Annotated in this window: 27 protein-coding genes; 20 read left to right on the plus strand and 7 right to left on the minus strand. The window is 68.9% G+C overall.

All coding sequences use genetic code 11. From position 1 onward, the window contains the following. Window positions 1-48 precede the first annotated feature (48 nt). On the plus strand, window positions 49-849 hold the full coding sequence (locus tag ACYQ5L_RS09795) for an NAD(P)H-binding protein (protein ID WP_459957059.1): 801 nt from the start codon (window positions 49-51) through the stop codon (window positions 847-849). 54 nt (window positions 850-903) lie between these two features. On the opposite strand, the gene ACYQ5L_RS09800 is transcribed toward ACYQ5L_RS09795, so the two are convergent. Next, window positions 904-1,260 (minus strand): GNAT family N-acetyltransferase, encoded by a 357-nt coding sequence (locus tag ACYQ5L_RS09800; protein WP_459957060.1) that lies wholly within the window; start codon window positions 1,258-1,260, stop codon window positions 904-906. A 41-nt stretch (window positions 1,261-1,301) separates the two neighbouring features. After that, the gene (locus tag ACYQ5L_RS09805; protein WP_459957061.1) at window positions 1,302-2,819 is read right to left on the minus strand and encodes an MFS transporter; all 1,518 of its coding nucleotides are present in this window, start codon (window positions 2,817-2,819) and stop codon (window positions 1,302-1,304) included. A gap of 209 nt (window positions 2,820-3,028) precedes the next feature. Here ACYQ5L_RS09805 and ACYQ5L_RS09810 point away from each other — a divergent pair, with 209 nt between their 5' ends. The 11 genes from ACYQ5L_RS09810 to ACYQ5L_RS09860 all read left to right on the plus strand — a co-directional run bounded on the left by ACYQ5L_RS09810 (window position 3,029) and on the right by ACYQ5L_RS09860 (window position 12,045). Beyond that, window positions 3,029-3,607: a DUF8020 domain-containing protein gene (locus ACYQ5L_RS09810; protein WP_459957062.1), complete on the plus strand. Its 579-nt coding sequence runs from the start codon at window positions 3,029-3,031 to the stop codon at window positions 3,605-3,607. 163 nt (window positions 3,608-3,770) lie between these two features. After that, a complete protein-coding gene (locus ACYQ5L_RS09815; RefSeq protein ID WP_459957063.1) occupies window positions 3,771-5,039 on the plus strand; it encodes a glutamate-5-semialdehyde dehydrogenase in 1,269 nt (422 codons plus the stop codon). 114 nt (window positions 5,040-5,153) lie between these two features. Then, on the plus strand, window positions 5,154-6,038 hold the full coding sequence (locus ACYQ5L_RS09820) for an AAA family ATPase (protein ID WP_459957064.1): 885 nt from the start codon (window positions 5,154-5,156) through the stop codon (window positions 6,036-6,038). Between the two features lie 4 nt (window positions 6,039-6,042). Continuing rightward, window positions 6,043-7,539, plus strand: coding sequence for a vWA domain-containing protein (locus ACYQ5L_RS09825; protein ID WP_459957065.1), 1,497 nt, complete (start codon window positions 6,043-6,045; stop codon window positions 7,537-7,539). A 9-nt stretch (window positions 7,540-7,548) separates the two neighbouring features. Next, window positions 7,549-7,881, plus strand: coding sequence for an MmcQ/YjbR family DNA-binding protein (locus ACYQ5L_RS09830; RefSeq protein WP_459957066.1), 333 nt, complete (start codon window positions 7,549-7,551; stop codon window positions 7,879-7,881). Window positions 7,882-7,941: 60 nt separating this feature from the next. Further along, window positions 7,942-8,625, plus strand: coding sequence for an RsiV family protein (locus ACYQ5L_RS09835; RefSeq protein ID WP_459957067.1), 684 nt, complete (start codon window positions 7,942-7,944; stop codon window positions 8,623-8,625). A gap of 70 nt (window positions 8,626-8,695) precedes the next feature. Further along, window positions 8,696-9,340, plus strand: coding sequence for a nicotinate-nucleotide adenylyltransferase (nadD, locus tag ACYQ5L_RS09840; RefSeq protein ID WP_459957068.1), 645 nt, complete (start codon window positions 8,696-8,698; stop codon window positions 9,338-9,340). Then, complete coding sequence (gene rsfS, locus ACYQ5L_RS09845; protein ID WP_459957069.1) at window positions 9,337-9,750, plus strand: ribosome silencing factor; 414 nt, start codon at window positions 9,337-9,339, stop codon at window positions 9,748-9,750. Before nadD ends, rsfS begins: the two co-directional genes overlap by 4 nt. Then, complete coding sequence (locus ACYQ5L_RS09850) at window positions 9,750-10,412, plus strand: histidine phosphatase family protein (protein WP_459957070.1); 663 nt, start codon at window positions 9,750-9,752, stop codon at window positions 10,410-10,412. The genes rsfS and ACYQ5L_RS09850 overlap by 1 nt, the downstream gene beginning before the upstream one ends. A gap of 37 nt (window positions 10,413-10,449) precedes the next feature. Next, complete coding sequence (gene octT, locus ACYQ5L_RS09855; protein ID WP_459963379.1) at window positions 10,450-11,199, plus strand: diglucosylglycerate octanoyltransferase; 750 nt, start codon at window positions 10,450-10,452, stop codon at window positions 11,197-11,199. Between the two features lie 3 nt (window positions 11,200-11,202). Continuing rightward, window positions 11,203-12,045 carry a DegV family protein gene (locus tag ACYQ5L_RS09860; protein ID WP_459957071.1) on the plus strand — a complete coding sequence of 281 codons (843 nt, stop codon included), beginning with the start codon at window positions 11,203-11,205 and terminating at the stop codon, window positions 12,043-12,045. On the opposite strand, the gene ACYQ5L_RS09865 is transcribed toward ACYQ5L_RS09860, so the two are convergent. After that, window positions 12,042-12,182 (minus strand): hypothetical protein, encoded by a 141-nt coding sequence (locus tag ACYQ5L_RS09865; protein ID WP_459957072.1) that lies wholly within the window; start codon window positions 12,180-12,182, stop codon window positions 12,042-12,044. The genes ACYQ5L_RS09860 and ACYQ5L_RS09865 overlap by 4 nt on opposite strands. Then, window positions 12,179-12,961, minus strand: coding sequence for an LLM class flavin-dependent oxidoreductase (locus tag ACYQ5L_RS09870; RefSeq protein WP_459957073.1), 783 nt, complete (start codon window positions 12,959-12,961; stop codon window positions 12,179-12,181). Before ACYQ5L_RS09870 ends, ACYQ5L_RS09865 begins: the two co-directional genes overlap by 4 nt. Before the next feature lie 114 nt (window positions 12,962-13,075). On the opposite strand from ACYQ5L_RS09870, the gene ACYQ5L_RS09875 reads away from it, so the two are divergent. The 3 genes from ACYQ5L_RS09875 to ACYQ5L_RS09885 all read left to right on the plus strand — a co-directional run bounded on the left by ACYQ5L_RS09875 (window position 13,076) and on the right by ACYQ5L_RS09885 (window position 16,056). Beyond that, complete coding sequence (locus ACYQ5L_RS09875) at window positions 13,076-13,939, plus strand: ComEA family DNA-binding protein (RefSeq protein ID WP_459957074.1); 864 nt, start codon at window positions 13,076-13,078, stop codon at window positions 13,937-13,939. Continuing rightward, a complete protein-coding gene (locus ACYQ5L_RS09880) occupies window positions 13,936-14,172 on the plus strand; it encodes a hypothetical protein (RefSeq protein WP_459957075.1) in 237 nt (78 codons plus the stop codon). The genes ACYQ5L_RS09875 and ACYQ5L_RS09880 overlap by 4 nt, the downstream gene beginning before the upstream one ends. Before the next feature lie 333 nt (window positions 14,173-14,505). Beyond that, a complete protein-coding gene (locus ACYQ5L_RS09885; protein WP_459963380.1) occupies window positions 14,506-16,056 on the plus strand; it encodes a ComEC/Rec2 family competence protein in 1,551 nt (516 codons plus the stop codon). Here the strand turns inward: ACYQ5L_RS09885 and ACYQ5L_RS09890 are convergent. Further along, on the minus strand, window positions 16,053-16,916 hold the full coding sequence (locus ACYQ5L_RS09890) for an NAD(P)-dependent oxidoreductase (protein ID WP_459957076.1): 864 nt from the start codon (window positions 16,914-16,916) through the stop codon (window positions 16,053-16,055). The genes ACYQ5L_RS09885 and ACYQ5L_RS09890 overlap by 4 nt on opposite strands. 100 nt (window positions 16,917-17,016) lie before the next feature. Between ACYQ5L_RS09890 and ACYQ5L_RS09895 the strand changes: the two genes are divergently transcribed. Both ACYQ5L_RS09895 and holA read left to right on the plus strand, forming a co-directional pair. Continuing rightward, window positions 17,017-17,367, plus strand: a complete 351-nt coding sequence (locus ACYQ5L_RS09895) for a winged helix-turn-helix transcriptional regulator (RefSeq protein ID WP_459957077.1) — start codon at window positions 17,017-17,019, stop codon at window positions 17,365-17,367. A gap of 68 nt (window positions 17,368-17,435) precedes the next feature. Further along, on the plus strand, window positions 17,436-18,407 hold the full coding sequence (gene holA, locus ACYQ5L_RS09900; protein ID WP_459957078.1) for a DNA polymerase III subunit delta: 972 nt from the start codon (window positions 17,436-17,438) through the stop codon (window positions 18,405-18,407). A 1-nt stretch (window position 18,408) separates the two neighbouring features. Here the strand turns inward: holA and ACYQ5L_RS09905 are convergent, their stop codons facing one another. Together ACYQ5L_RS09905 and rpsT are read right to left on the minus strand one after the other, a co-directional pair. Further along, window positions 18,409-19,143: an LGFP repeat-containing protein gene (locus ACYQ5L_RS09905; RefSeq protein ID WP_459957079.1), complete on the minus strand. Its 735-nt coding sequence runs from the start codon at window positions 19,141-19,143 to the stop codon at window positions 18,409-18,411. A gap of 307 nt (window positions 19,144-19,450) precedes the next feature. After that, a complete protein-coding gene (gene rpsT / locus ACYQ5L_RS09910; RefSeq protein WP_459957080.1) occupies window positions 19,451-19,714 on the minus strand; it encodes a 30S ribosomal protein S20 in 264 nt (87 codons plus the stop codon). A gap of 212 nt (window positions 19,715-19,926) precedes the next feature. On the opposite strand from rpsT, the gene ACYQ5L_RS09915 reads away from it, so the two are divergent. From ACYQ5L_RS09915 to ACYQ5L_RS09925, 3 genes are all read left to right on the plus strand, one after another. Further along, on the plus strand, window positions 19,927-21,579 hold the full coding sequence (locus ACYQ5L_RS09915; RefSeq protein ID WP_459957081.1) for a circularly permuted type 2 ATP-grasp protein: 1,653 nt from the start codon (window positions 19,927-19,929) through the stop codon (window positions 21,577-21,579). 21 nt (window positions 21,580-21,600) lie between these two features. After that, on the plus strand, window positions 21,601-22,569 hold the full coding sequence (locus ACYQ5L_RS09920) for an alpha-E domain-containing protein (protein ID WP_459957082.1): 969 nt from the start codon (window positions 21,601-21,603) through the stop codon (window positions 22,567-22,569). 70 nt (window positions 22,570-22,639) lie between these two features. Further along, on the plus strand, window positions 22,640-23,482 hold the full coding sequence (locus tag ACYQ5L_RS09925) for a transglutaminase family protein (RefSeq protein WP_459957083.1): 843 nt from the start codon (window positions 22,640-22,642) through the stop codon (window positions 23,480-23,482). Window positions 23,483-23,546 lie beyond the last annotated feature (64 nt).

Consider the following 23,546-nt stretch of genomic DNA (forward strand, 5'->3'; position numbering starts at 1 on the left):
AAAATTTCCATATGCACGCGGCGCCGAGCTCTGGATAGCGTCGAAGGCATGAGGATTCTGGTAACCGGAGCCACTGGAAATATCGGCCGCATGGTGGTCGAGTACCTGCACGAAGCCGGCGCGGAGAATATTCGCGCCCTGTCCAACCATCCCGAACGCACCGACTTCCCCGACGGCGTGGAGGTCGTCAAGGGCTATCTGAAGAAGCCGTCCACCCTGCCCGCCGCCTTCGAGGGCGTGGACCGCATGTACCTGGCGCCCGTGCTCGACACCGTCACCGAGGTGGTCGCGCTGGCGCGCGAAGCCGGGATCTCCCAGATCGTCGACCTGTCCGGCGATGAGACCACCGACTGGCAGCCCATCGCGAAGGCGGTGGAGGCGTCCGGCATCGACTGGACGCATCTGTACGCGGGTGAGTTCATGGAGAACACGACCATCTGGGCAGAACAGGTGCGCACCACCGGTGAAGTGCGCGAACCCTATCCGGCCGCGGCCAATGCGCCGATCGCCATGGACGATATCGCGCGGGTCGCGGCCACCGTCCTGATGGGCGAAGGGCATCTCGGCAAGACCTACGAGCTCACCGGGCCGGAATCGATCACCCGGGCGGGGCGGGTGCTGCGCCTGGGCGAGGCGCTCGGCCGGGACCTGAAATTCGTCCAGGTGTCGCGTGAGGAGGCCATTGCCGTCCTCGCGCCGATCATGGGCGAATTCGCCGAGTGGTACGTCGACGGGCTGGCCGCCATGGTCGACCATCCCCAGGTGGCCACCGACACGGTGGCCGAACTCACCGGTCGCGCAACCGTTTTCGAGGAGTGGGTGGCCGCGAACGCCGGCGAGTTCCGCTGATCGGTTCGCCCGCGCGCTGTTTCGGACCCCGGACGGCGACCGGCGCGAGCCGACTCAGGCGATCGCTTCGACCGCGGCGATCGCCTGCGGGGTGACCTGGTCGACCAGATCGTCGAAGTCGTGGTGCTTTTCGAGGTACCCGGCGACGAACGGGCAGATGGGCACGATGCGCAGGCCGGCCGCGCGGGTGTCGGCGAGCGCGGCGGCAATGAGCTTGCTCGCCAGCCCGCGTCCGGCGAAGCGGTCGCCGATCTCGGTGTGGAAGAAGATGCGCTGCCCATCCTTGTCGAGGTAGGCGGTGAGGCCCGCGCGCTCGCCGTCCACGTGGATCGCGTAGTGCTGGGGCTGGGCGTCGGTCACCTGGGTCACGGTCGGTTCCGTTTGGGGTGAACCGTTGTTCACGTCGGTCATCGTTACTCGCTTTCCAGCAATTTGTGGATACGGCAACCAATCTAACCGCGGGACTGCGTCGGGTATTCCGTCCGCCCCGGCTCCAGCGGCGGCGCGCCGACCGGGCAGTTCACCCGGCACTGCGGTTCGGCCTCTGGGGGAGCGACCTTCAGGGCGTCGTCGCGCACGGTGAAGAAGGCCAGGGCGGCGGCCGCCACCATGAGCACCGCGCAGACCAGCACCGCGATGCGGAAACCGTGTTCGAAGGTGGACGGGTTCATATAGGCCGCGCCGGTGAGTCCCGCCAGCGGCGGGATGGCGGCGACGGCGAGCAGCCCGGCCGCGCGGGCGACCGCATTGTTGACGCCGCTGGCCACGCCCGCATGGCGCTCGTCGGCCGTCGCCAGCACGGTGGCGGTGAGCGGCGCCACGGCCAGTGTCAGGCCGATGCCGAAAACGACTGCGGCGGGCAGCACTACGGTCGGATACGAGGTGTGCTCGGTAATGCGGGTCATGAGCAGCATGCCGGCGGCGGAGAGCAGGACGCCGAGGGTGATCGGCCAGCGCGGGCCGATGCGCTGCGCCAGCGCGCCGGAGCGGGCCGAGAACAACAGCATCAGGATCGTGGCGGGCAGCAGGGCGGTGCCCGAGGCGATCGGGCTGAAACCCGACACGACTTGCAGGGTGAGCACCAGCAGGAAGAACACCACGCTCATGGCGCCGTACATGACGAAGGTGACCGCATTGATGGCGGTGAACTGCTTGGAGGCGAACACATCCAGGGGCACCATCGGCTGCGGACCGTCCGGGTCGGCAGAGCGCCGCCGCTCCACCACAATGAAAGCGACGCCGCACAATACGCCGAGCACGGCACTGCCGATCACGAGTGGCCGGTTCGCGCTCTCCTCGGGCGCCTCGGTGAGCGCATAGGTGATTCCGGCCAGGCACAGCGCCGCCAGCGTCGCCCCGAGCACATCGAACTTGCCGTGCGCCCGGGGGTCATAGGTCTCCGGCACATGCCGGACGGTCACCGCGATCACCACCGCGGCCAGCGGGATATTGAGCAGGAAAACCCAGCGCCAGCCGACGGATTCGACCAGCCAGCCGCCCAGGAACGGCCCGATCGCGCCCGCCACGCCACCCAGCCCGGACCAGGCCCCGACCGCCCGCGCCCGGTCCTCCGGCTGGAACGACGCCTGAATGATCGCCAGCGAGCCGGGCGTCAGCAGCGCGCCGCCGATGCCCTGCAGCGCGCGGGCCGCGATGAGCATCGAAGTGTCCTGCGCCGCACCGCACAACGCGGAGGCGACGGCGAACCACACCACGCCGACCAGGAAGATCTTGCGCCGCCCGAAGCGGTCGCCCAGCGCGCCGCCCAGCAGAATGAGCCCGGCCAGGGTCAGCGTGTAGGCATTGACCGTCCACTGCAATCCGGCCATCGAGGCATCGAATTCGTCGCCGATTCTGGGCAGCGCCACATTCACGACGGTGGCGTCCAGCATGGCCATGCCGGACCCGAGAACGGTGGCCAGCAGGACCCAACGGCCGGCGGCGGAGGACAACCGGATGCTCGCGGTCATCAGCCCACCGTAGCGTGTCATGTCACCCTGTTCCGGGCGTGCGCGGCACGGCGAGCCGGAGCCGCTGAATCCGTCATCGAATCGGTCATGCGGGCATAAGAGCTTGAACCCGAAATAACATGCCGCGCAAGATTTCTGGTTGTCACAATCGTGCACATTTTTTGAGGGCTTGCCGGTCGCTGCGGACCGGAAGCCAGGGGAGAAATTCAGTGAAGATCAAGAAGTTCGCCGTGACCGCGTTCATGGCGATCAGCGCCGTCGCCGTCACCGCGGGGACCGCGCACGGTGCGCCCGAGGCGCCGGCCGCCTCCGCCGTCACCATTGTCACCGCCGAGGAGGGCGTCGACCACGGGGTGGCCTTCAAGTCCGAAATGGGCAGCGACGGCAAGCTCACCACCACCGTCGACGGCGTGTTTGCGGTGACCGGCGATGCCATCAGCCTGGCCGACAAGACCGGCGCCCCGGTGGCCACCATTCCGCTGTCGCACCAGGTCGGCGAGCACAAGCTCACGCTGTCGCCGGTCGTCAGCGATAACGGGCACAAGCTCGAGCTGATCAACCAGTCCGTGCCGACCGGCGCGGACATCAGCTACGCGGCCGACCAGTACCGCCTGCAGAAGGCCGGGCAGTACGCCGGCATCGGCGCGCTCATCGGTCTGCTGCTGGGCATTCCGTTCTTCATCGGCATCATTCCGGGTGCGGCCTTCGGCGCGATCATCGGCGCCATCGTGGGCTACACCTCGCCGGTGCCCGACGAGATCGAGAACGCGGGCCGTCCGCCGGCCTGATAGCCGCCTCGCGGTAGCGCCCCGGCGCCGGATTCACGATCCGGCGCCGGGGCTTTCCCGTTTCGGCGGCCCGAACCCGATCAGCGCCGCCGCACCCGCCACCGGCGGAGTGCCACCGGACCTGAGCCGCCGGCGGCCGGTGGCCGGTCAGTAGGCTGTAGCCATGACTGCAGGATCTGCCACCGACCTGGACAACGTCCGCGAGGTGGTGCACGAGGCGGCGCGCCGGGCCCGGGTGGCGTCGCGCACGCTCGCCCGGCTCACCACCGCGGACAAGGATGCCGCGCTACACGCGGCGGCCGACGCGCTGCTCGGCGCCAAGGACCGGATTCTCGCCGCCAATGCCGAGGACATCGAGATCGCCAAGGCCGGGGGAACCGCGGAGGCGCAACTGGATCGGCTGCGGCTGACCGAGGCCCGCATCGACGGCATCGCCTCCGGGCTGCGCCAGGTCGCCGGGCTGCCGGATCCGGTGGGCGTGGTGGTGCGCGGTTCCACGCTGCCCAACGGCTTGGAAACCCGGCAGGTGCGGGTGCCGCTGGGCGTGGTCGGCATGGTGTACGAGGCGCGGCCGAATGTCACGGTGGACGCCTTCGGGCTGACCCTGAAGTCCGGCAATGCCGCCCTGCTGCGCGGCTCCTCCTCGGCGGTGCGGTCGAATACCGCGCTGGTGGCGGTGCTGCGGGAAGCGCTTGCCGCACAGGGGATCCCGGAGGATGCGGTCCAGCTGCTGCCCGCCGAGGACCGGTCCAGCGTCACACACCTGATCCAGGCGCGCGGGCTGGTGGACGTGGTCATTCCGCGCGGCGGCGCGGGCCTGATCAATGCCGTCGTGCGCGATGCGCAGGTGCCGACCATCGAGACCGGGACCGGCAACTGCCATGTGTTCGTGCACAGGGACGCCGATCTCGAGATGGCCGAATCGATTCTGATCAACGCCAAGACGCGGCGGCCGAGCGTCTGCAATACCGCCGAGACGGTGCTCATCGATGCCGCCATCGCGGAGGTCGCGGTGCCGCGGCTGATCAAGGCCCTCGAGGACAAGGGCGTCACCATTCACGGTGATCTGCCCGGCCTGGTGCCCGCCACCGACACCGATTGGGCCGACGAATACCTGTCGCTGGATATCGCGCTCGCGGTGGTCGAGGACCTGGACGCCGCGATCGACCACATCAACCGCTGGGGCACCGGGCACACCGAGGCCATTGTCACCGCGGATCTGAAGGCCGCCCGCGAGTTCACCGGTCGCGTGGACGCCGCCGCCGTCATGGTCAACGCCTCCACCGCCTTCACCGACGGCGAGCAGTTCGGCTTCGGCGCCGAGATCGGCATCTCCACCCAGAAGCTGCACGCGCGCGGGCCGATGGGGCTGCCGGAGCTGACCTCCACCAAGTGGATCGTCTGGGGCGACGGGCAGATCCGCCCCGTGTAGCAGCGCCGCGGAGGTGTCGCCGGTCCCGGTTACCGGCGACACCTCCGCATAAGGCACAGTGGAGCGAGCGGGCCTGAGTTCGGCGGCCCCGGCCCCGGAGGAAGGACAGCACCAGTGGCTCCTACCAGCGCACCGAATCAGGAGCCGATCTTCTCGTCGGTCGACGATGTGATCGAGCGTCTCGCCAAGACCGGCTATCTCGCCGACAAGGGCACCGCCACTTCGGTTTTCCTCGCCGACCGGCTGGGCAAACCGCTGCTCATCGAGGGCCCCGCCGGTGTGGGCAAGACCGAGCTGTCCAAGGCGGTGGCCGAGGTCGCGGGGGCCGAACTGGTGCGGTTGCAGTGCTACGAGGGCGTGGACGAGGCGCGGGCGCTGTACGAGTGGAATCATGCCAAGCAGATCCTGCGCATTCAGGCATCCTCGGAGAACGACTGGGCCGAGACCAAGGCCGATGTCTTCACCGAGGAGTTCCTGCTGTCGCGGCCGCTGCTGACGGCAATTCGCCGGACCGAGCCGACCGTGCTGCTCATCGACGAGACCGACAAGGCCGATGTCGAGATCGAGGGCCTGCTGCTCGAGGTGCTCAGCGACTTCTCGGTCACCGTGCCGGAACTGGGCACCATCACCGCCAGCCGCAAACCGTTCGTGGTGCTCACCTCCAATGCCACCCGCGAGCTGTCCGAGGCCCTGAAGCGGCGCTGCCTCTACCTGCACATCGACTTCCCGGACGAGGATCTGGAACGCCGCATCCTGGCCAGCCGGGTGCCCGAGCTCAAGCCCGCGGTGGCGGCGCAGCTGGTGCGGATCGTGCACGTGCTGCGCGGAATGCAGCTCAAGAAGCTGCCCTCGGTCGCCGAATCCATCGACTGGGCGCGCACGCTGCTCGCCCTGGGCGCCAAGGATCTCGACGACAAGACCGTGCGCGCCACGCTCGGGGTGGTGCTCAAACATCAGGCCGATCATGTGCGCGCCCTGTCCGAGCTGAAGCTGGCCTGACCTCATGGCCGGCGGTGGAGCGAACACACCCCGCGGGCTGGTCTCCGCGGCCCTGCGCGCCGTGACGGGCGGATCGTCGGCGCCCGCCGCCGAGCTGCCCGGCCCGACGGCGCAGCACGGGATCTCGGGGCATCTGGTCGCATTCGTGGAAGCCTTGCGCGCCAGGGGAATTCCGGTCGGACCCTCCGAAACCGTCGATGCCGGACAGGTTCTCACGGTCCTGGACCTGATGGACCGCGAAGCGCTGCGCGAGGGCCTGGCCTGCGCGCTGCTGCGCCGCACCACTCAGCGCGCCACCTTCGACGGCATGTTCGACCTGTGGTTCCCACCCGCGCTGGGTGAGCGCATCGGGGCCGAGGAGGTCGAAATCCCGCACCGGCCGGACGGTTCCGTCGACATTATCGAACTGCGCAAGATACTGGCCGAGCTGCTCATCCAGGATCCCTCCGGCGAGCAGGCCCAGCAATTGCAGGCCCTGGCCGCGCAGATGGTCGAGCAGATGGGGCAGTACCAGGCCGCGGGCGGGCCCTCCTTCTCCGCGTATCAGACGCTGAAGGATCTCCAGCCCGACATCCTGGTCAGCAAGATCCTCGCCGGGCTGGCCCGGGGCATGGACGACTCCGACTTCGGCACCGAGGTCAACCGGCGCGCGGCGCGCCAGCGCATCAAGGACTTCCGGCTCACCGTCGAGGCCGAGACCCGCCGCCGGGTGGCCGAGCGCATCGGCCGCGACCGGGTCGCCACCTACGGTGTGGCGCGTCAGGCCGAGGACGCCGACTTCCTGCGCATCTCGCAGCACGAACTCGACGAACTACGCCGCAGCAGTCAACGGCTGGCCCGAATCCTGGCCTCCCGCTTGGCCTCTCGTCGCCGTCGCGCCCGCCGCGGCGAGATCGACCTGCGCAAGACGCTGCGCAGGTCCATGTCCACCGGCGGCGTGCCGATCAACCTGGTGACCCGCAAACCCCGCCCGGGCCGCCCCGATCTGGTGCTGGTGTGCGATATCTCGGGCTCGGTCGCCGGGTTCTCCAGCTTCACCATGGTGCTGGTGAACGCCCTGCGTGAACAGTTCTCGCGGGTAAGGATTTTCGCCTTCGTCGACCGTGTGGACGAGGTCACCCACCTGTTCGACGCCACCACCCCGCTCGACCAGATCACCAAGCGCATCTTCACCGAATCCACCGTCGTCGGCATCGAAGGCCACTCCGATTACGGCTCCGCCCTCGAGAGCCTCGCCGAGAACTGGCCCGACGCCGTCACCAGCCGCACCTCCCTGCTCATCCTCGGCGACGCCCGCACCAACTACCGCGACCCGGCGCTGGACACCCTGCAACGCCTGGTCGGCGTCGCCAAACACGCCTACTGGCTCAACCCGGAGGCCGAGAAGATGTGGGGCACCGGCGATTCCGCCGCCACGAAGTACGCCGACATCATCGAGATGCACGAATGCCGCTCCGCCCGCCAGCTCACCGCGGTGGTCGGCCGCCTGCTACCGGTCTAGGAGGAGCCGATGGACGAACTGCTCGCCTACTGCCTGGCCAAACCCGGTGCCTGGCAGGACGAACCCTGGGAGGGCGATATCGTCGCCAAGGTCGGCGACAAGATCTTCGCCTTCCTCGGCGGCGGCGAAGCCATCGGCCTCAAATGCGGCCGCAACCGCGAGGAAGCCGACGAACTGGTCGCCATGTACCCCGAGGACGTCTCGGCCTCGCACTACATCGGGCGCTACGGCTGGAATGCTGTCAAGATCGGCGGCGCGGTCCCCGCCGACGAACTCCGCGAGTTGATCGACCAGTCCTATGACGCGATCGTGGAGAAGCTCCCGAAATCCAAGCGGCCGTGAGCTGATCACTCGTTAGTCGGCCATTAGGGAAGCGTTGGCCGGCGGGGTCACCGTGGGCTGGTGAAACGAATCTCCGCTGCTCATATCCTGCTCGCCTTCGTCTTCGCCGTGCTGACCACGGTGTCGGGGGCCGTCATCGCGCGCGCCGATACCCCGGACCGGCTGCACGGGACCGAATACACGGTCAAGGGTTATCAGTACGAGGTGCGGGTGCCGCAGCTTGCCGGTGGTACCGAGACCGAGCGCGCCTCCTTCAACGAGGCCATGCGGCTGTCCGCCGACGAGTACATCGGCTACGTCGACCACGTCACCTCCGTCTACCCGGCGCACAGCGAGGTCGTCTACATCGGCGCGCACGTGGCCAGCGGGAAGCTCGGCGTCGAGATCTACAAGGAGGGCGCGGCGCACGGGTACGAGGAGTTCGTCACGCACAACACCTGGCTGGCGACCGGTCAGCCGGTTTACCTCGCCGATCTGTTCACCGATTTCCAGGGCGCGCTGAACGTGCTCTCCGAGCAGGCCGCGGTGCTGGTGCCGCAGACCGCGGCGGGCGAGAACTACTCTCGCGCCGCCGTCGAGCCGTATGCCGCCAATTACGAGAAGTGGGCGGTCACCCGGGACGGCCTGCGCGTCTATTTCGGGGAGATCGGCTCGCACGCCGCGGGCAATATCCACATCACCGTTCCGTGGCCGGCGGTCGAGCATCTGATGCTGCCGGAGATGAAGACCATTGGCGAGGCGTGAGCCACTCGCCGCACAGTGGTGTCCCCTCGCTGCGCAGCCGCGCCGTTCGCCCCCGGTAAGCTCGCTTTTCGTGCATACGACAAGGCGCCGCAAGCTGGGGGTGATGGGCGGCACCTTCGATCCCATCCACCACGGTCACCTGGTGGCGGCCAGTGAGGTCGCGCATCGGTTCGACCTGGACGAAGTGATCTTCGTGCCGACCGGGCAGCCCTGGCAGAAGGCCGATCGGGTGGTGAGCCCGGCCGAGGACCGCTATCTCATGACGGTCATCGCCACCGCCTCCAATCCACGCTTCACCGTCAGCCGCGCCGACGTGGATCGCGGTAAGGACACCTACACCGTCGACACCCTGCGTGAACTGCGCGAACAGCATCCCGACGCGGATCTGTACTTCATCACCGGAGCCGACGCGCTGGCCAGCATCCTCACCTGGCAGGATTGGTCGGAACTGTTCGCCCTGGCGAAATTCGTCGGAGTGAGCCGTCCGGGGTACGAATTGAATATCGACCATCTGGCCGACCACATCCGCGATTACCCGGAGGGCACGGTCACCATGGTCGAGATTCCGGCCCTGGCGATCTCCTCCAGCGAATGCCGGCGGCGGGCGGGCGAAGGCAGACCGGTGTGGTACCTCGTCCCCGACGGGGTCGTGCAATACATATCGAAACGGCACCTGTACGGGCCGGGAAGCAACGGGAAGGTAGCAGCAGGGTGAGCGCATCCGTCGAAGCTTTGAAGATGGCAACGGTGGCCGCATTGGCGGCCGACGAGAAGCTGGCCTCGGATGTGGTGGTGCTGGACGTCTCCGAGCAGCTGGTCATCACCGACTGCTTCGTCATCGCCTCCGCGCCGAACGAGCGCCAGGTCAACGCGATCGTCGACAATGTCGAGGAGAAGCTGCGCGAGGCCGGATACAAGCCGGTGCGCCGCGAGGGCACCCGCGAGGGCCGGTGGGCGCTGCTCGACTACATCGAGATCGTCATCCACATCCAGCACAATGACGAGCGCGACTTCTACGGCCTGGAGCGGCTGTGGAAGGACTGCCCGCAGGTGCCGATCGAGGGGCTCGGCGCGCCGGGCGCCGCGCCCGCGGCCGGCGGGGACGACGAGGCCGGGGACGACTAGTGAGCAAGAAGCATCCTGGCGTCCGGCGACTGATCCTGTTGCGCCACGGGCAGACCGAATGGAATGCCTCCGACCGCATGCAGGGGCAGATCGATGTCGAACTCAATGACATCGGCCGCAAACAGGCCAAGGACTGCGCCCGCGATATGGCGTGCGACGATCTCATCCACATCGCCTCCTCGGACCTCAAGCGCGCCCACGAAACCGCGCTCGCCGTCGCCGATCACGCCGCCATGCCGGTTGTCACCGATGTGCGGCTGCGCGAGACCAGCCTCGGCCAATGGGAGGGCATGAACCACCTCGAGGTGGACGCCCAGTACCCGGGGGCGCGCAAGGCCTGGCGGCTCGACCCCACCTTCACCCCGCCCGGCGGCGAATCCAAGATCGAGGTCGGCCTGCGCGCCCTGCCCGTGGTGCAGGAGCTGCTGGCCGAGCGGGAGGACTGGCCGGGCCGTACCATCATGCTGGTTGCGCACGGCGGGCTCATCGCGGCGCTGACCGCGGCGGTACTCGACCTCCCGCACCAGCATTGGCCTGTCCTCGGCGGGCTCGCCAATACCAGCTGGGTGCAGCTCACCAGCCACGGTCCGAGTATCGAACAGCCCGCCTGGCGGCTCGATGTATGGAATGCGCTGGCGAAAGTAGCACCGGATGTCCTCTGACAGTTCCGCCGATCCCGCGTCGTCCTCCGACGGCGTCGTGGCGGATGCGGCCGGCGATCCGGGGAGCAAACCGGTCCTGCTGGTCATCGCCGACTCGCTGGCCTACTTCGGGCCCAAGGGCGGGCTGCCCGCCGACCATCCGAAGATCTGGCCGAACCTCGTTGCGGCCGAACTGGACTGGGATGTGGAGCTGATCGCCCGCATCGGCTGGACCTGCCGCGACGCCTACTGGGCGCTGATCGGCGACCCGCGCGTGTGGGCGGCCGTCCCGCGCGCCGGGGCCGTGGTCTTCGCGACCGCCGGCATGGATTCGCTGCCCTCGCCGCTGCCCACCGCGCTGCGCGAGCTCATCCGCTATGTGCGACCGGCCGGCCTGCGCCGCCGGGTGCGCGACATCTACAACTGGCTGCAGCCCAAGCTTTCCCCGCTGGGGTGGCCGGTGGCGCTGCCGCCCTCGGTGAGTGTCGACTACCTCGAACAGTCGCGAAACGCCCTCGCGCAGTTGCGTCCCGAGCTGCCGGTGGTGGGAGTGCTGCCGTCCGTGCACAAGTGCGACGCGTACGCGAGCGTGCACAAGGGCCGCGAGCCCATGGTGCGGGCCGTCTCGGCATGGGCCGCGGAGAACTCCGTTCCGCTGGTTGACCTCGGTGAAGCCGTGCGCGACAACGTCTTCCACGGCCCCGCCAATCCGGACGGCATCCACTGGGGCTGGGAAGGCCACCAGGAGGTCGCCCGCGCCATGGTGAAGGTCCTCGCCGAGGTCTCCTCCCGCGAGGTGGTCAGCTAGCCGATGGCCGTCGTGGTTGTCACCGACTCGTCGGCCAGTCTGCCCGCCGACCTCACCGCGGATCTCGGCATTCTCGCCGTCCCCCTGCACGTTCTCGTGGACGACCGGGAAATCCGCGAGGGCGTCGACCCCTGCGATATCGACTACGGCTCGTCCACGGTCACCACGTCCTCGGCCTCACCCGGCGATCTGCGCGCCGCCTACGAGCGCGCCCTCGAACTCAGCGACGGCGACGGCGTCGTCGCCGTGCACATCTCCCGCCAGCTCTCCGGAACCTGGGAAGCCGGCCGCCAAGCCGTCCGCGATATGGACGCCGCCGCTAAGGTCCGCCTGGTCGATTCCCTCAGCGCCGGCCTCGGCACCGGCCTGCCCGTCCTGGCCGCCGCCCGCCGCGCCCGCACCGGCGCCGACCTCGACGTCGTCTACGACACCGCGGTGGCCGCCGCCACCCGCGGCCGCGCCTTCATCGTCGTTAACCGCACCGAACAGCTCCGCCGCGGCGGCCGCCTCAGCACCGCCGCCGCCTTCTTCGGCACCGAACTCGTCACCAAGCCCATCCTCCAAATAGTCGACGGCCGCCTGGAACTCCGCGAAAAAGCCCGCACCCGCTCCAAGGCCTTCACCAAACTCGTGGCAGCCGCCGTGGACGCCGCCGGCGAAGACGGCGCCGCGGTGGCCGTCCAGCACCTCGGCTCCGAAGAAGCCGCCACCACCATCGCCGCCCAACTCCGCGACCTCATCCCCGGCATCCGCGAACTCATCGTCGCCGAATTCGGCCCCACCCTGGGCGTGCACCTCGGCATGGGAGCCGTTGGCGCACTGGTGGTTCCGGGCGGCTGCGGCTAGACCGCGGACTTGGCGCGGGCCACCGCTTCGCGCACGGCGGGGGCGATCTCCTGGCCCCAGCGGGCGAGGGAGGTGCTGTCCTGGGCGCCGCCGGTGGGGGAGAAGAGGGTGAAACCTGCTGCGCCGTGGTTGATCACGGCGTCGGTGAGTTCTTCGATCCACTGGTCGGGGGAGCCGCCGAGCCAGCGGCCGGTTTCGTCGCGCGGGCTGGGGAGGGGCGCTCGGTGATGCGGCCCGGGAGGTTGAAGATGGTGCGGATCTCGCGTGGGTCGCGGCCGCCGGCGGCCGCCGCTTCGTCGATGATCGGGCGTGAGGTGCGGTAGCGGTCGCTGAGCCAGTCGGCGGCGTGGCCCGGAATCCAGCCGTCGGCCACGCGGCCGGTGACGGCCAGGGACTTCGTGCCCACCGAGCCGGTCCACACCGGCGGGGTGGGGACGGGGGCCGGTTCGATGTCGGTGACCCGGTAGTGGCGGCCCTGGAAGGTGACCGGGTCGCCGCCGCCACCCAGCAGTTTGACCAGGGTGATGGCTTCCTCGAAGGCGTCGACGGCGGCGCCGGGGGACAGGCGGGGGACGCCCATGTCGGCGATGCGGTCCCACAGGCCGCCCGCGCCCATGCCCAGGACGACGCGGCCGCCGGACAGGGCCGACAGGGAGGTCACCGTGCGGGCCAGCATGGCGGGCGGGCGGGTCGGCAGGTTGGTGACATTGGCGAAGCCTGAAATGTATCGGGTCTGGCCGAGAACGAAGCCCAGGGCGGCGTAGGCGTCCAGGCGAGCGCCGAAGTAGGGGTGGTCGGACATCGAGAAGATATCCAGCTTGTCGCGGTCGGCCTGCTGGATCATGCGCAGCAGCTGCGGGGCGTCGTCGATGCCGCTGTGAGTGCCGCAGCCGAGCTTACATCCAGTTCGTGACACGAACTATCCGGTCGAACGGCTGGATTTTCACAACCACTCGCGCTATCCACAGACTTTCCGAAACCCCAGGTCGCCGCCCGGGGCCGAGCACGCCCATCGTCCTACCGTCGCCCCATGCCACGAATCGATGAACGCACCCGGGCCCGCCGCAGACTCGACGACCTCACCGACCCGAAACGCGCCTACGGCCCAAGAGAATTCACCCCGAGCCCGCCCCACCCGCCGCGCTGGGACGACGAATCCGTGGATCAGGCCACCTGGCACGAGCGGCTGGTGCCGGATCGATTCCGCGGCACCCGCTGGGATCCCGGCCCACGCGGCGCGGTGATCCTCGCCGTCATCGCGGCGCTGGCCATCCTCCTGACCGCCATCGTCTCCCTGCGGGAAAAGCCGGTGGTGCACGCGGTTCCGCCCATCGCACCGGCCGGCGCGACCACATCGACGGCTCAGGCTCCCGGCGCAGCCCCGCCCAGTACAACGCCCGACGCCCGTCCATCGGCCACGGGCGAGGTGGTGGTCAGCGTCGTGGGCCTGGTGGAATTCGGCGGCCTCCGCCGCTTCCCGCCCGGCGCCCGCGTAGCCGACGCCGTGAAAGCCGCAGTCCCCCACCCGGAAGCCGACCTGTCCGGCCTCAACCTCGCCCAGCAACTGTGCGACGGCGACCAAATCGTCATCGGCAAGACCGACCCCCGCCCCCAACAAGTCGGCAGCACCGTAGTCAATGCCGCCCTCGCCGCCCCCGCCCAGAAGCCGCCCGGCACTCCCCGCCCCTCCGGTTCTCCAGCCACCAAGGTCAATCTGAACACCGCCACCGAATCCGACCTCGAGGCCCTCCCCGGCGTAGGCCCCGTCACCGCCCGCGCCATAGTCGCCTGGCGCACCAAGAACGGAAAGTTCACCGCCATAGAACAACTCACCGAAATCGAAGGCATCGGCCCCGCCCGCCTCACCCGCCTGCGCGAGGTGGTGACGATATGACCGCCCCGAGCCCCAGTACCGCTGTCCCGGTGCAGAGCGCGATGGGCGCGCGCCATTGGCGGCGGCAGTACAAGTACCTCACCGCCGGTGTCCGTGTGCGGGAAACCTCGGGCGGCATGAAGTACGGCGGCGCCGTGGTGGCCCCGCTGTATCGCACAAGTCGACCCGCGCGCGGGCTGTCGTCGCAGCGCGCGTTGAGGTGGCCCCTGATCCACGCGGCGGCGACGATATGACCGCCGAGGAGGCCGGGGCGCGCAGCATCGGGCCCGGGTGCCGACGTGGCGAGCGGAGTGCGGCCGGTGGTGGGTGGAGGTTGCTGGATGCCCGTGATGTCTTAGGGGCGCCGCTGGTGCTGGTTGCGGCTGTGCGGGCCTGGTTGCGCTGGGTGGTGCGGGAATGACCGGCAGTATCCGGCAATACGACAAGCATTGGGGCGAAGCCGATCCAGGCGATGGAGGGGATTGTCCGGACCAGAGGCCGGACCGCGCTGGATCGGCGGCGGAGCTTGGTGCGGTAGAGCGGTCGCGCGGCTACGCGGTGAGGGCGACGTGATGGCAGAGCGTCGAATGAGCGATACGCCCGACGAGCGCGGGTTGGTCGAGTTGGAGGAGGTGTTGGATGCGCGGTTGGTGCCGGCGGCGGTGTGTTGTTGGGGCGCAACGATTGTGGCTGTGGTTGCGGGGTGGCGGGCCGGGGTTTGGGTGGCGGTGGGGTGTGGGGTGGTGGCTATCGGGTTGTGGTGGTGGGGGATTCGGCGGGGTGAGAACCGGCGGGGCGAGAACCGGCGGAGGGGACTGGTTCTCGTGCTGTTGGCGGCGGTGGTGGCTGGTGCGGGGTATGGGGTGGCGGGGGCTTGGCGGGAGTATCGGGTGCAGGCGCATCCGCTGCGGTCGGCGGTGGGGGAGGACGTGTGGGTGACCGTGGTGGCGGCGGACGATCCGAAAGAGCTGTCGGCCAGGCGGTTCGGTGGGCGGAAGCTGTTGGTGGAGGGAAAGCTGGTCGAGTTCCGGCGGGGTGCGGAACGGGTGGTAGGCGGGGGAGGGGTGGTGGTGCTGGCGTCGAGGAATGGCTGGCGGGATCTGCTTCCGGGACAGGAGGTGGTGTTCCGGGCTCGGGTCGATCGACCGTGGGGATCCGATCTGACCGTGGCGGTACTGCGGGCGGAAGGGCCGCCCACGCGAGCGGGAGTGCCGCCCTGGTGGCAGCGCGCGGCGGGGGAGGTGCGCGGGGATTTCGCGGACGCGGCGGGGAGAGCATTGTCCGCCGAAGCGGCGGGGCTCCTTCCGGGCCTGGCCCTCGGTGATACGTCGCGGCTGGCGGAGCAGGTGCGCAAGGACTTCCGGGAAACCGGTTTGGCGCACCTGACCGCTGTCAGCGGCGCCAACATCACCATCTTGCTAGGCGCGGTACTGCTTTCGATGCGTGCTTTGACGGTGGATCCGCGCGTCGGGGCGGTAGCGGCCGCAGTTGCACTGCTGATGTTCGTGGTGCTGGCGCGACCTTCGCCGAGCGTGCTGCGCGCCGCCGTCATGGGAGCGATCGCCTTGCTGGCGTTGGTCACCAGCCGCCGCAAACAGGCGCTACCCGCATTGTGTGCGGCGGTGATCGGGCTGATCGGCTGGTCTCCGGGGCTGGCCGTGGATATCGGGTTCGCACTATCGGTGCTCGCCACCGCGGGGCTGGTGCTGCTCGCGCCCGGATGGTCGGAATGGCTTCGGGCGCACGGATGGTGGCGCGGCGTGGCGGATGCGGTCGCCATCTCGGCGGCGGCCTTCGTGGTCACCACGCCGATCGTCATCGCGCTGACCGGACGCTTGAGCCTGGTAGCCATCGCGGCGAATGTGCTGGTGGCTCCGGTGATCGCGCCGATCACCGTGCTCGGTGCGATCGGTGCGGTGCTATCACCGGTGTGGCCGCCATTGGCGGAGCTGGTACTGCATTGCACCGCTCCGCCGCTGTGGTGGCTGTTGACGGTCTCCGAGCGTGCCGCCGCACTCGGCGCATCCGTCGTGCTGCCCACCGGCATTCGGTCCGGCCTCGTGGCCGCCGTCGCCTGTACGGTGGTATTGCTCGCCCTTGAATTCCGTTCGGCGCGAACGAAAGAAGGCGATCGCTAACGGCGGAGGAGGTCTACCACGCCGGTGGTGGATTCCTTGCCGCCGCCCTCGGCTACTCGGCGGTCCATGAGGGCCATGAAGGGGGTGAGGAGTTCGGGGCTGACGCCCTGCTCGGCGGCGGTGCGGAGCAGGGTTCCGTTGGTGGTGGCCATCATCGAGAGGTTCGATTCGACGCCCTCGGCGTAGTCGCCGCTGGCCAGCTGGGCGGCGGTGCCGTAGGCGTAGGCGGCCATGGCCTGCTGGTAGCCGACCAACAGAGGGGCGAACTCCACCGGGTCGATGTTCTCCTTGTCGATCAAGGCGAAAGCGTGTGCGGCGCCGGCGAACATGCCCCACATTCCGCTGAGCAGTGCGATGTCGTAGAGGGCGGCGAAACCCGGGTCGGCGCCGACGTAGGTGACGGCGGCGGGGACGGACAGGGCCTCGGCGTGCGTCTCGTGGGCCTCGGGGGAGCCGCTGTAGAAGACGTACGCGCCGGAGTCGGGGACGCCGATCATGGAGGGGACGGCCATGATTCCGCCGTCCAGGAAACGGCCGCCGCGCGCGGTGATCCACTCGGAGAGCGCACGGGCTTCGGCGGGCGTGCTGGTGGTGAGGTTGACGATGTCGCGGCCGGTGAGATCGATGCCGCCGAGGGTGGCGCGCACCGAGGCGTCGTCGAGCAGGCACACCACGACGAGCGAGTTGGCGGAGACGGCGGCCGCCGCCGTGGCGATGGGCGTCGCGCCCTCGGGAACCGTTCGGGCACTGCGGTTCCAGACGGTGACGGCGTATCCGGCGGCGAGCCACGAGCGAATCAGGGCCGAGCCCATATCGCCGAGGCCGAGGACGGTGAGCGAGGAGTTCGAGTGAACCGACATGAGCGCTACTCTGGGCCTCGCATCCGGGGCGCTCAAGTACGCACAGGGAAGTGGGTACGCACCTCCGGGTAAGTCAACAGGCAGCGGAAAGGGGCACGTGGTGCCGATCACACGCCGACCGGGCGCCTACACCTGCGGGCTCGACGCCACTCTTTCGGTCCTGAACGGCAAGTGGAAGATGATGATCCTCTGGCCGCTGAGCGAGCGCCCGCACCGCTTCGGGGAACTGCGCCGCCAGGTCCCGGGCGTCTCGGAGAAGGTGCTGACCACCCAGCTGCGCGAACTCGAGGCCGACGGCATCGTGCACCGCGAGGTCTACGACGAGCTGATCCCGCGCGTCGAGTACTCGCTGACCCCGCTGGGCGAACTGCTCAACAATGCGCTGCTCCCGCTGGAAGCCTGGGGCCGCGCACATCTCATGGGCGAACCCGCGCCCGCGACCGGTCATTAGGCGATCCGGATCCGGCGAGCCCGTGATCCCGGCGGCCGGGTGTCGGGGGCGGCTCGTAGGATCGCTGTGTGAGCCAACGACCCGCGCCCCTGCATCTCGTGCTCGGTGAAGAGGAATTGCTGATCGAGCGGGCGGTTTCGGCGATTACCGCACAGGCTCGGGCCACCACCCCGGAACCGGATTCGATGCCGGTGGACCGGCTGCGGGCCGGCGATGCGAGCACCGCGGAACTGGCCGAGCTGCTCAGCCCCTCTCTGTTCGCCGAGGACCGGGTGATCGTGCTGGAGTCCGCCGCCGAGGCCGGCAAGGACGCGGTATCGGTGATCCAGGACGCCGCCGCCTCCCCGCCCGACGGCGTGGTGCTGGTGGTGCTGCACACCGGCGGCGGGCGGGCCAAAGCGCTGGCGCCGGCCTTGCAGAAGCTGGGCGCGGTCGTGCACAACTGCGCCAAGGTCAGCAAGGCCGGTGAGCGAGTCGAGTTCGTGCGCAACGAATTCCGCGCGCAGAACGTCCGGGTGTCGGCCGATGTGGTGCAGGCGCTGATCGAGGCGATCGGCTCGGATCTGCGGGAATTGGCCGCGGCCAGTTCGCAGTTGGTGGCCGATACCGGCGGCAAGGTCGATCTCGCGGCGGTGCACCGGTACTACTCGGGCAAGGCCGAGGTCTCCGGCTTCGATGTGGCCGATCTGGCGGTCTCCGGCGATCGCCCGGCGGCCATGGAGGCGCTGCGCTGGGCCACCGATCGCGGCGTGCCCGCCGTACTGCTCGCGGACGCGCTCGCCGATTCGGTGCACACCATTGCCCGCGTCGGATCGGCCGGCCGGGGCGACCCGTTCAAGATGGCCGGCGATCTCGGCATGCCGCCGTGGAAGGTGAAGAAGGCGCAGGCCCAATCACGGGGCTGGACGGCCGCATCCATCGGTCAGGCGCTGCAGGTGGTGGCCGCCCTCAACGCGGACGTCAAGGGCGGTGCGGCCGATACCAACTACGCGCTCGAGCATGCCCTCGCGCGCATTCTCGACCTGCGCGAGTCGGCCTGAACTACGGCGACCAGGTGATCTTGCCGCCCTGGAAGTCCTGGGCCTTACCGCCGTTGTAGTCGTACTCATCGCTGGTGGGGAAGCCGTAGCGGCCGTTCTCCGCGCCATTGCGCACCCACTCGTCGCGGATGGAACCCCAGATGACATGGGTGCCGGACTTCTGCGTCGAGTAGATGGCGCCGCCCTCGAACAGCCCGTAGAGCCCGTTGTCCGTGGTGGTCTTGGCGACATCGGTAATGGGGAAGCCCAGCGGGCTGTTCTCCCAGCCGACCTGCCCGTACTTCTGCAGGATCACGCCGGTCAGCGCGTGCGCCGCGGTGCCCAGCGACCAGTAGACCGCACCACCCTGGAAGGTCTGGAACCGTCCGGGCTTGGCGGTCGCCCCCTCATCCGCGGTCGGGTACTTCAGCGTCCCGGACTCCGAGCCGAGAGCGGTCCACTTCTCGCGGATGGCCCCGCCGACGGCATGCGCATCCGTCGCCGGCGTCCAGTAGATGGAGATGTTGTTGGCGAAGTCCTGCTTCTTGCCCCCGCCCGCGGCGTCCAGCTCCGGCCCCACCGGATCGCCGAACACGCCCGGCCCGCCGGACCGGTCGTACGCGACCTCGATGGCCCCGCCCACTTCGAACGGCCCGATCGGCCGGGCGCCCGCGGTCCCGACCCCCGTGCTCAGCACGACAGCGACGGCGCCGGCCGCCAGCGCGGCCCGACCCCAGGACGATTTCTTACCAAGCAAGACAACTCCCAACGCAGGTGATATCCGATTGCCCCCGACGTTTCGCAGCCCATCCTGCTGCGAACCGCCCACGTTCGGCAAGTTGCACGGCTGAGAGGAACGTGACAACTGATTTCGCAAGGTCCGGGTAACTCACCGGGTATGCCCGGAATTGGTTCGGCACCCAACCGCTGGCACGCGTGCACGACGGTCGACGGCTCCCGAGCCGTGCGCTGAAGTCCCGGAGAGGCGGTACAGCAAAACCGCCGCGGTCATCGTGGCCACGGCGGTTGTTCAAAGCGTGTAGTCCGGTGGATACCGGGGTGAATCAGCCGAGCTTGTTGAAGGCCAGCGACAGCGCCGACTTCTTGTTGGCGGCCTGGTTGGCGTGGATGACGCCCTTCGAGGCAGCCTTGTCCAGGCTCTTGCTCGCGTCACGCATCAGCTCGAGCGCCTTGTCCTTCTCGCCCGCCGCAGCGGCCTCGCGGAACTTGCGGATCGAGGTGCGCAGCGCGGACTTGACCGACTGGTTGCGCTGACGCGCAAGCTCGTTGGTGCGGATCCGCTTCATCTGGGACTTGATGTTGGCCACGCCTGTTTCCTCGTGTTCCTTCGCTTGGTGGTTTTAACCGGCTGAAAAGTCTTTGAGTGCACGCTACGAAGAGGGCGTAGCGCCGCACCGACGATCGAGGTTACCAGGCAACACGCCACGGCATGAAATCGGCCCTGTCCGCGACAGGGCCGCAACCAGAAATTTATCCCGGTCCAACACCGTGTTGCCCCTGCGTGATGGACCATTTTTGCATGACTCCCGCCGCCGCGCAGGGTCCACCCAGGACAGTGAAACCGGCCGCGGCCGTGCCACCCCCGATCGGCCGCACCGAGATCGACGATGCGGCGCTCGGGGTCTTCGCGGGATACCGGCCGGGCCGCTACGACCGGGCCTATGACGAGATGTTCGACTCCTCCGGCAAACCGCGCCCCGCCTACCGGGGCATTCACGCCGCCCTGTGCACCATCGACGCCGCGGATCTGGCGGCCCGCGCCGAGGCGCTCGACCGCGCCTTCGTGGATCAGGGCATCACCTTCTCCCTATCCGGCCAGGAGCGGCCCTTCCCGCTGGATCTGGTGCCGCGGGTGATCGCCGCCACCGAATGGACCAAGCTCGAGCGCGGCATCAAACAGCGGGTGCGGGCCCTCGAGGCCTTCCTCGCCGATGTGTACGGCGAGCAGACCATCCTGCGCGACCGGGTCATCCCCAAACGGCTGGTCACCTCCTGCGCGCATTTCCACCGCGAGGCCGCCGGCCTGTTCCCGCCCAATGGCGTGCGCATCCACGTCGCCGGCATCGATCTGATCCGCGACGAGCACGGCGACTTCCGGGTGCTGGAGGACAATCTGCGCTCCCCGTCCGGGGTGTCGTACGTGATGGAGAACCGCCGCACCATGGCCCGCGTCTTCCCGGACCTGTTCGCCTCGCACCGGGTGCGCGCCGTCGGCGACTATCCGGCCCATCTGCTGCGCGCCCTGCGCTCGGCCGCCGCGCCGAACGAGGCCGACCCGACCGTGGTGGTGCTGACCCCGGGCGTCTACAACTCCGCCTACTTCGAGCATTCGCTGCTGGCCCGGCAGATGGGCGTGGAACTGGTCGAGGGCCGCGACCTGTTCTGCCGCGACAATGTCGTCTACATGCGCACCACCGCCGGCGAGCGGCAGGTCGACGTCGTCTACCGGCGCATCGACGACACCTTCCTCGACCCCATGCAGTTCCGCCCCGACTCCATGCTCGGCGTGGCCGGGATCCTGAACGCCGCCCGCGCGGGCACCGTGGTGCTGGCCAATGCCGTCGGCAACGGCGTGGGCGACGACAAACTCGTCTACACCTATGTGCCCGCCTTCATCGAGTACTACCTGAGCGAGAAACCGGTGCTGCCCAATGTCGATTCGTATCGCTGCTGGGAGCCCGGCGAGCGCGACGAGGTGCTCGACCGGGTGGCGGAACTGGTGGTGAAACCCGTCGAGGGCTCCGGCGGCTACGGCATCGTCATCGGCCCCGACGCCACGGCGAAGGAACTCGAGGCCGTGCGCCGCAAGGTGCGCGCCGATCCGCGCGGCTGGATCGCCCAGCCGGTGGTGCAGCTGTCCACGGTGCCGAGCAAGATCGGCGGCCGGCTCTCGCCGCGGCATGTGGACCTGCGCCCCTTCGCGGTCAACGACGGCGACGACATCTGGGTGCTGCCCGGCGGATTGACGCGGGTGGCGCTGCCGGACGGCTCCCTGGTGGTGAACTCCAGTCAGGGCGGCGGCAGCAAGGACACCTGGGTGCTGGCCCCGAGAACCTCCGTGGAGCAGCGCGAACTGGCGGGCGAGCAGCTGGTGAGCGAACTGCACATCACCCGGGATCGCGATCAATCCCGGGAGCCCTCACCGACGCGGGCGAGCCAACAGCAACAGTGACGACAGATAGGGCGCAGCATCATGTTGGCGCGCAATGCCGAATCCCTCTTCTGGATCGGCCGCTATATCGAACGCGCCGAGTACACGGCACGCATTCTCGATGTCGCGGTGCATCAACTGCTCGAGGACGCGACCGTCGATCCGGACAGAACCTCACGGGTGCTGCTCAAGGTCCTCGGCATCGAACCGCCCGCGGCGGAACTCGACGTCTGGTCGGTGACCGAGCTGGTGGCCTTCGGCCGCGACCACGGTGGATCCATTGTCGATTCCATCAGCAGGGCCCGCGAAAATGCCAGAGGCGCAAGGGAAGTCACCTCCACCGAAATGTGGGAATGCCTCAATGCGACCTACAACGGGCTCGCCGCCGCCGAGCGCGCCGCCCGCGCCCTGGGCCCGCACGAGTTCTGCCACTACATCACCGACCGCGCCGCCATGTTCGCCGGACTCTCCGATTCCACCCTCAGCCGCGACGACGGCTACCGGTTCCTGCTGCTGGGCAGATCCATCGAACGCGTGGATATGACGGTGCGCCTGCTGCTTTCGCGGGCCGGTGATCGCACCTCGTCCCCGGCCTGGGTGACGGTGCTGCGTTCGGCCGGGGCGCACGACCCGTATCTGCGCACCCACCGCGGCGTCCTGGACGCCAATCAGATCGCCGAATTCATTCTGCTGGACCGCCTTTTCCCGCGTTCGGTCTTCCATTCCCTGCGCGTCGCCGAAACCTGTCTGCAAGAACTGGATCAACGCCCCAACAGCCGTTTCGCCGCCCGCCACGAAGCGCATCGCCTGCTCGGCCGGGCCCGCAGCGAACTGGAGTTCCTGCCCTCGCTGGTGCTGCTGGAGGACCTGCCCAGCCGCCTGCTCTGGTTGCAGGAGACCTGCCGCGAGGTCGGGGAAGCCGTGGCCCTGCAGTACTTCCACGCCGAATCCTGGGTGGCCTGGACGGGCTTGCACGGGCGCAACAACTTTCAGGTGCAGGAGCAGGCATGAGCGGGTCAGGGCCGGAGGCGGCAGCCTGCGTAACCACGCAGGCCCCCCGCTCGTGCCGAAAGGACACAGCATGAGCTGGCGGATGCGGGTGGTGCACACCACCGGATATGTCTACGACGCGCCGGTCACCCGGTCGTTCAACGAGGCGCGGCTGAGCCCGCGCGCCGACAGCCGGCAGAACGTGATCCTCAGCCGGGTCGACACCGTGCCCTCGACCCGCTCCTACCGCTACACCGACTACTGGGGCACCACCGTCACCGCCTTCGACCTGCACGCCCCGCACACCGAATTGGAGGTCACCAGCGCCTCGGTGGTGGAGACCGAGCCGTTCGCCGGCCCGCCCGAGGAGCTGTCCTGGGAGGAACTGCGCGAGGACGCCGTCGCCGACCGCTTCGACGAATTGCTCGCCCCCACCCCCCAGGTGCCGCGCGAACGCCGCCTCTCACCCGTCGCCCGCCAGCTCGCCCGCGGCGTGCCGCCCGCCAAAGCCGTTGTGCGCGCGGCGGAATGGGTGCACCGGGAAATGCGCTACCTGGCCGGCGCGACCTCGGTGCACACCTCCGCGGTGGAGGCCTTCGCCGAACGGCAAGGCGTCTGCCAGGACTACGCGCACCTGACCCTGCTGCTGTTGCGCGGCATGGGGATTCCCAGCCGTTACGTCTCCGGCTATCTGCATCCCGATCCGGCCGCCGAGGTCGGGCGCACCGTGGCCGGGCAGATGCACGCCTGGGTGGAGGCCTGGACCGGGCAATGGTGGGGCTACGACCCGACCAACAACATTCCGGTGACCGAGCAACACGTTTCCGTTGGGGTGGGCCGTGATTACGCGGATGTGCCGCCTCTGAAAGGTATCTTCAGCGGAAGCGGCTCGACCGATCTCGAGGTGGTGGTGGAGATCACTCGACTCGCGTGATGCGTGATTCGGCAGGACACAGGTGCTCTCCGCCGTATGGCGGGACGAACCGGGAAGGTGGCTG

The organism is Nocardia sp. IFM 10818 (genome assembly GCF_054655275.1).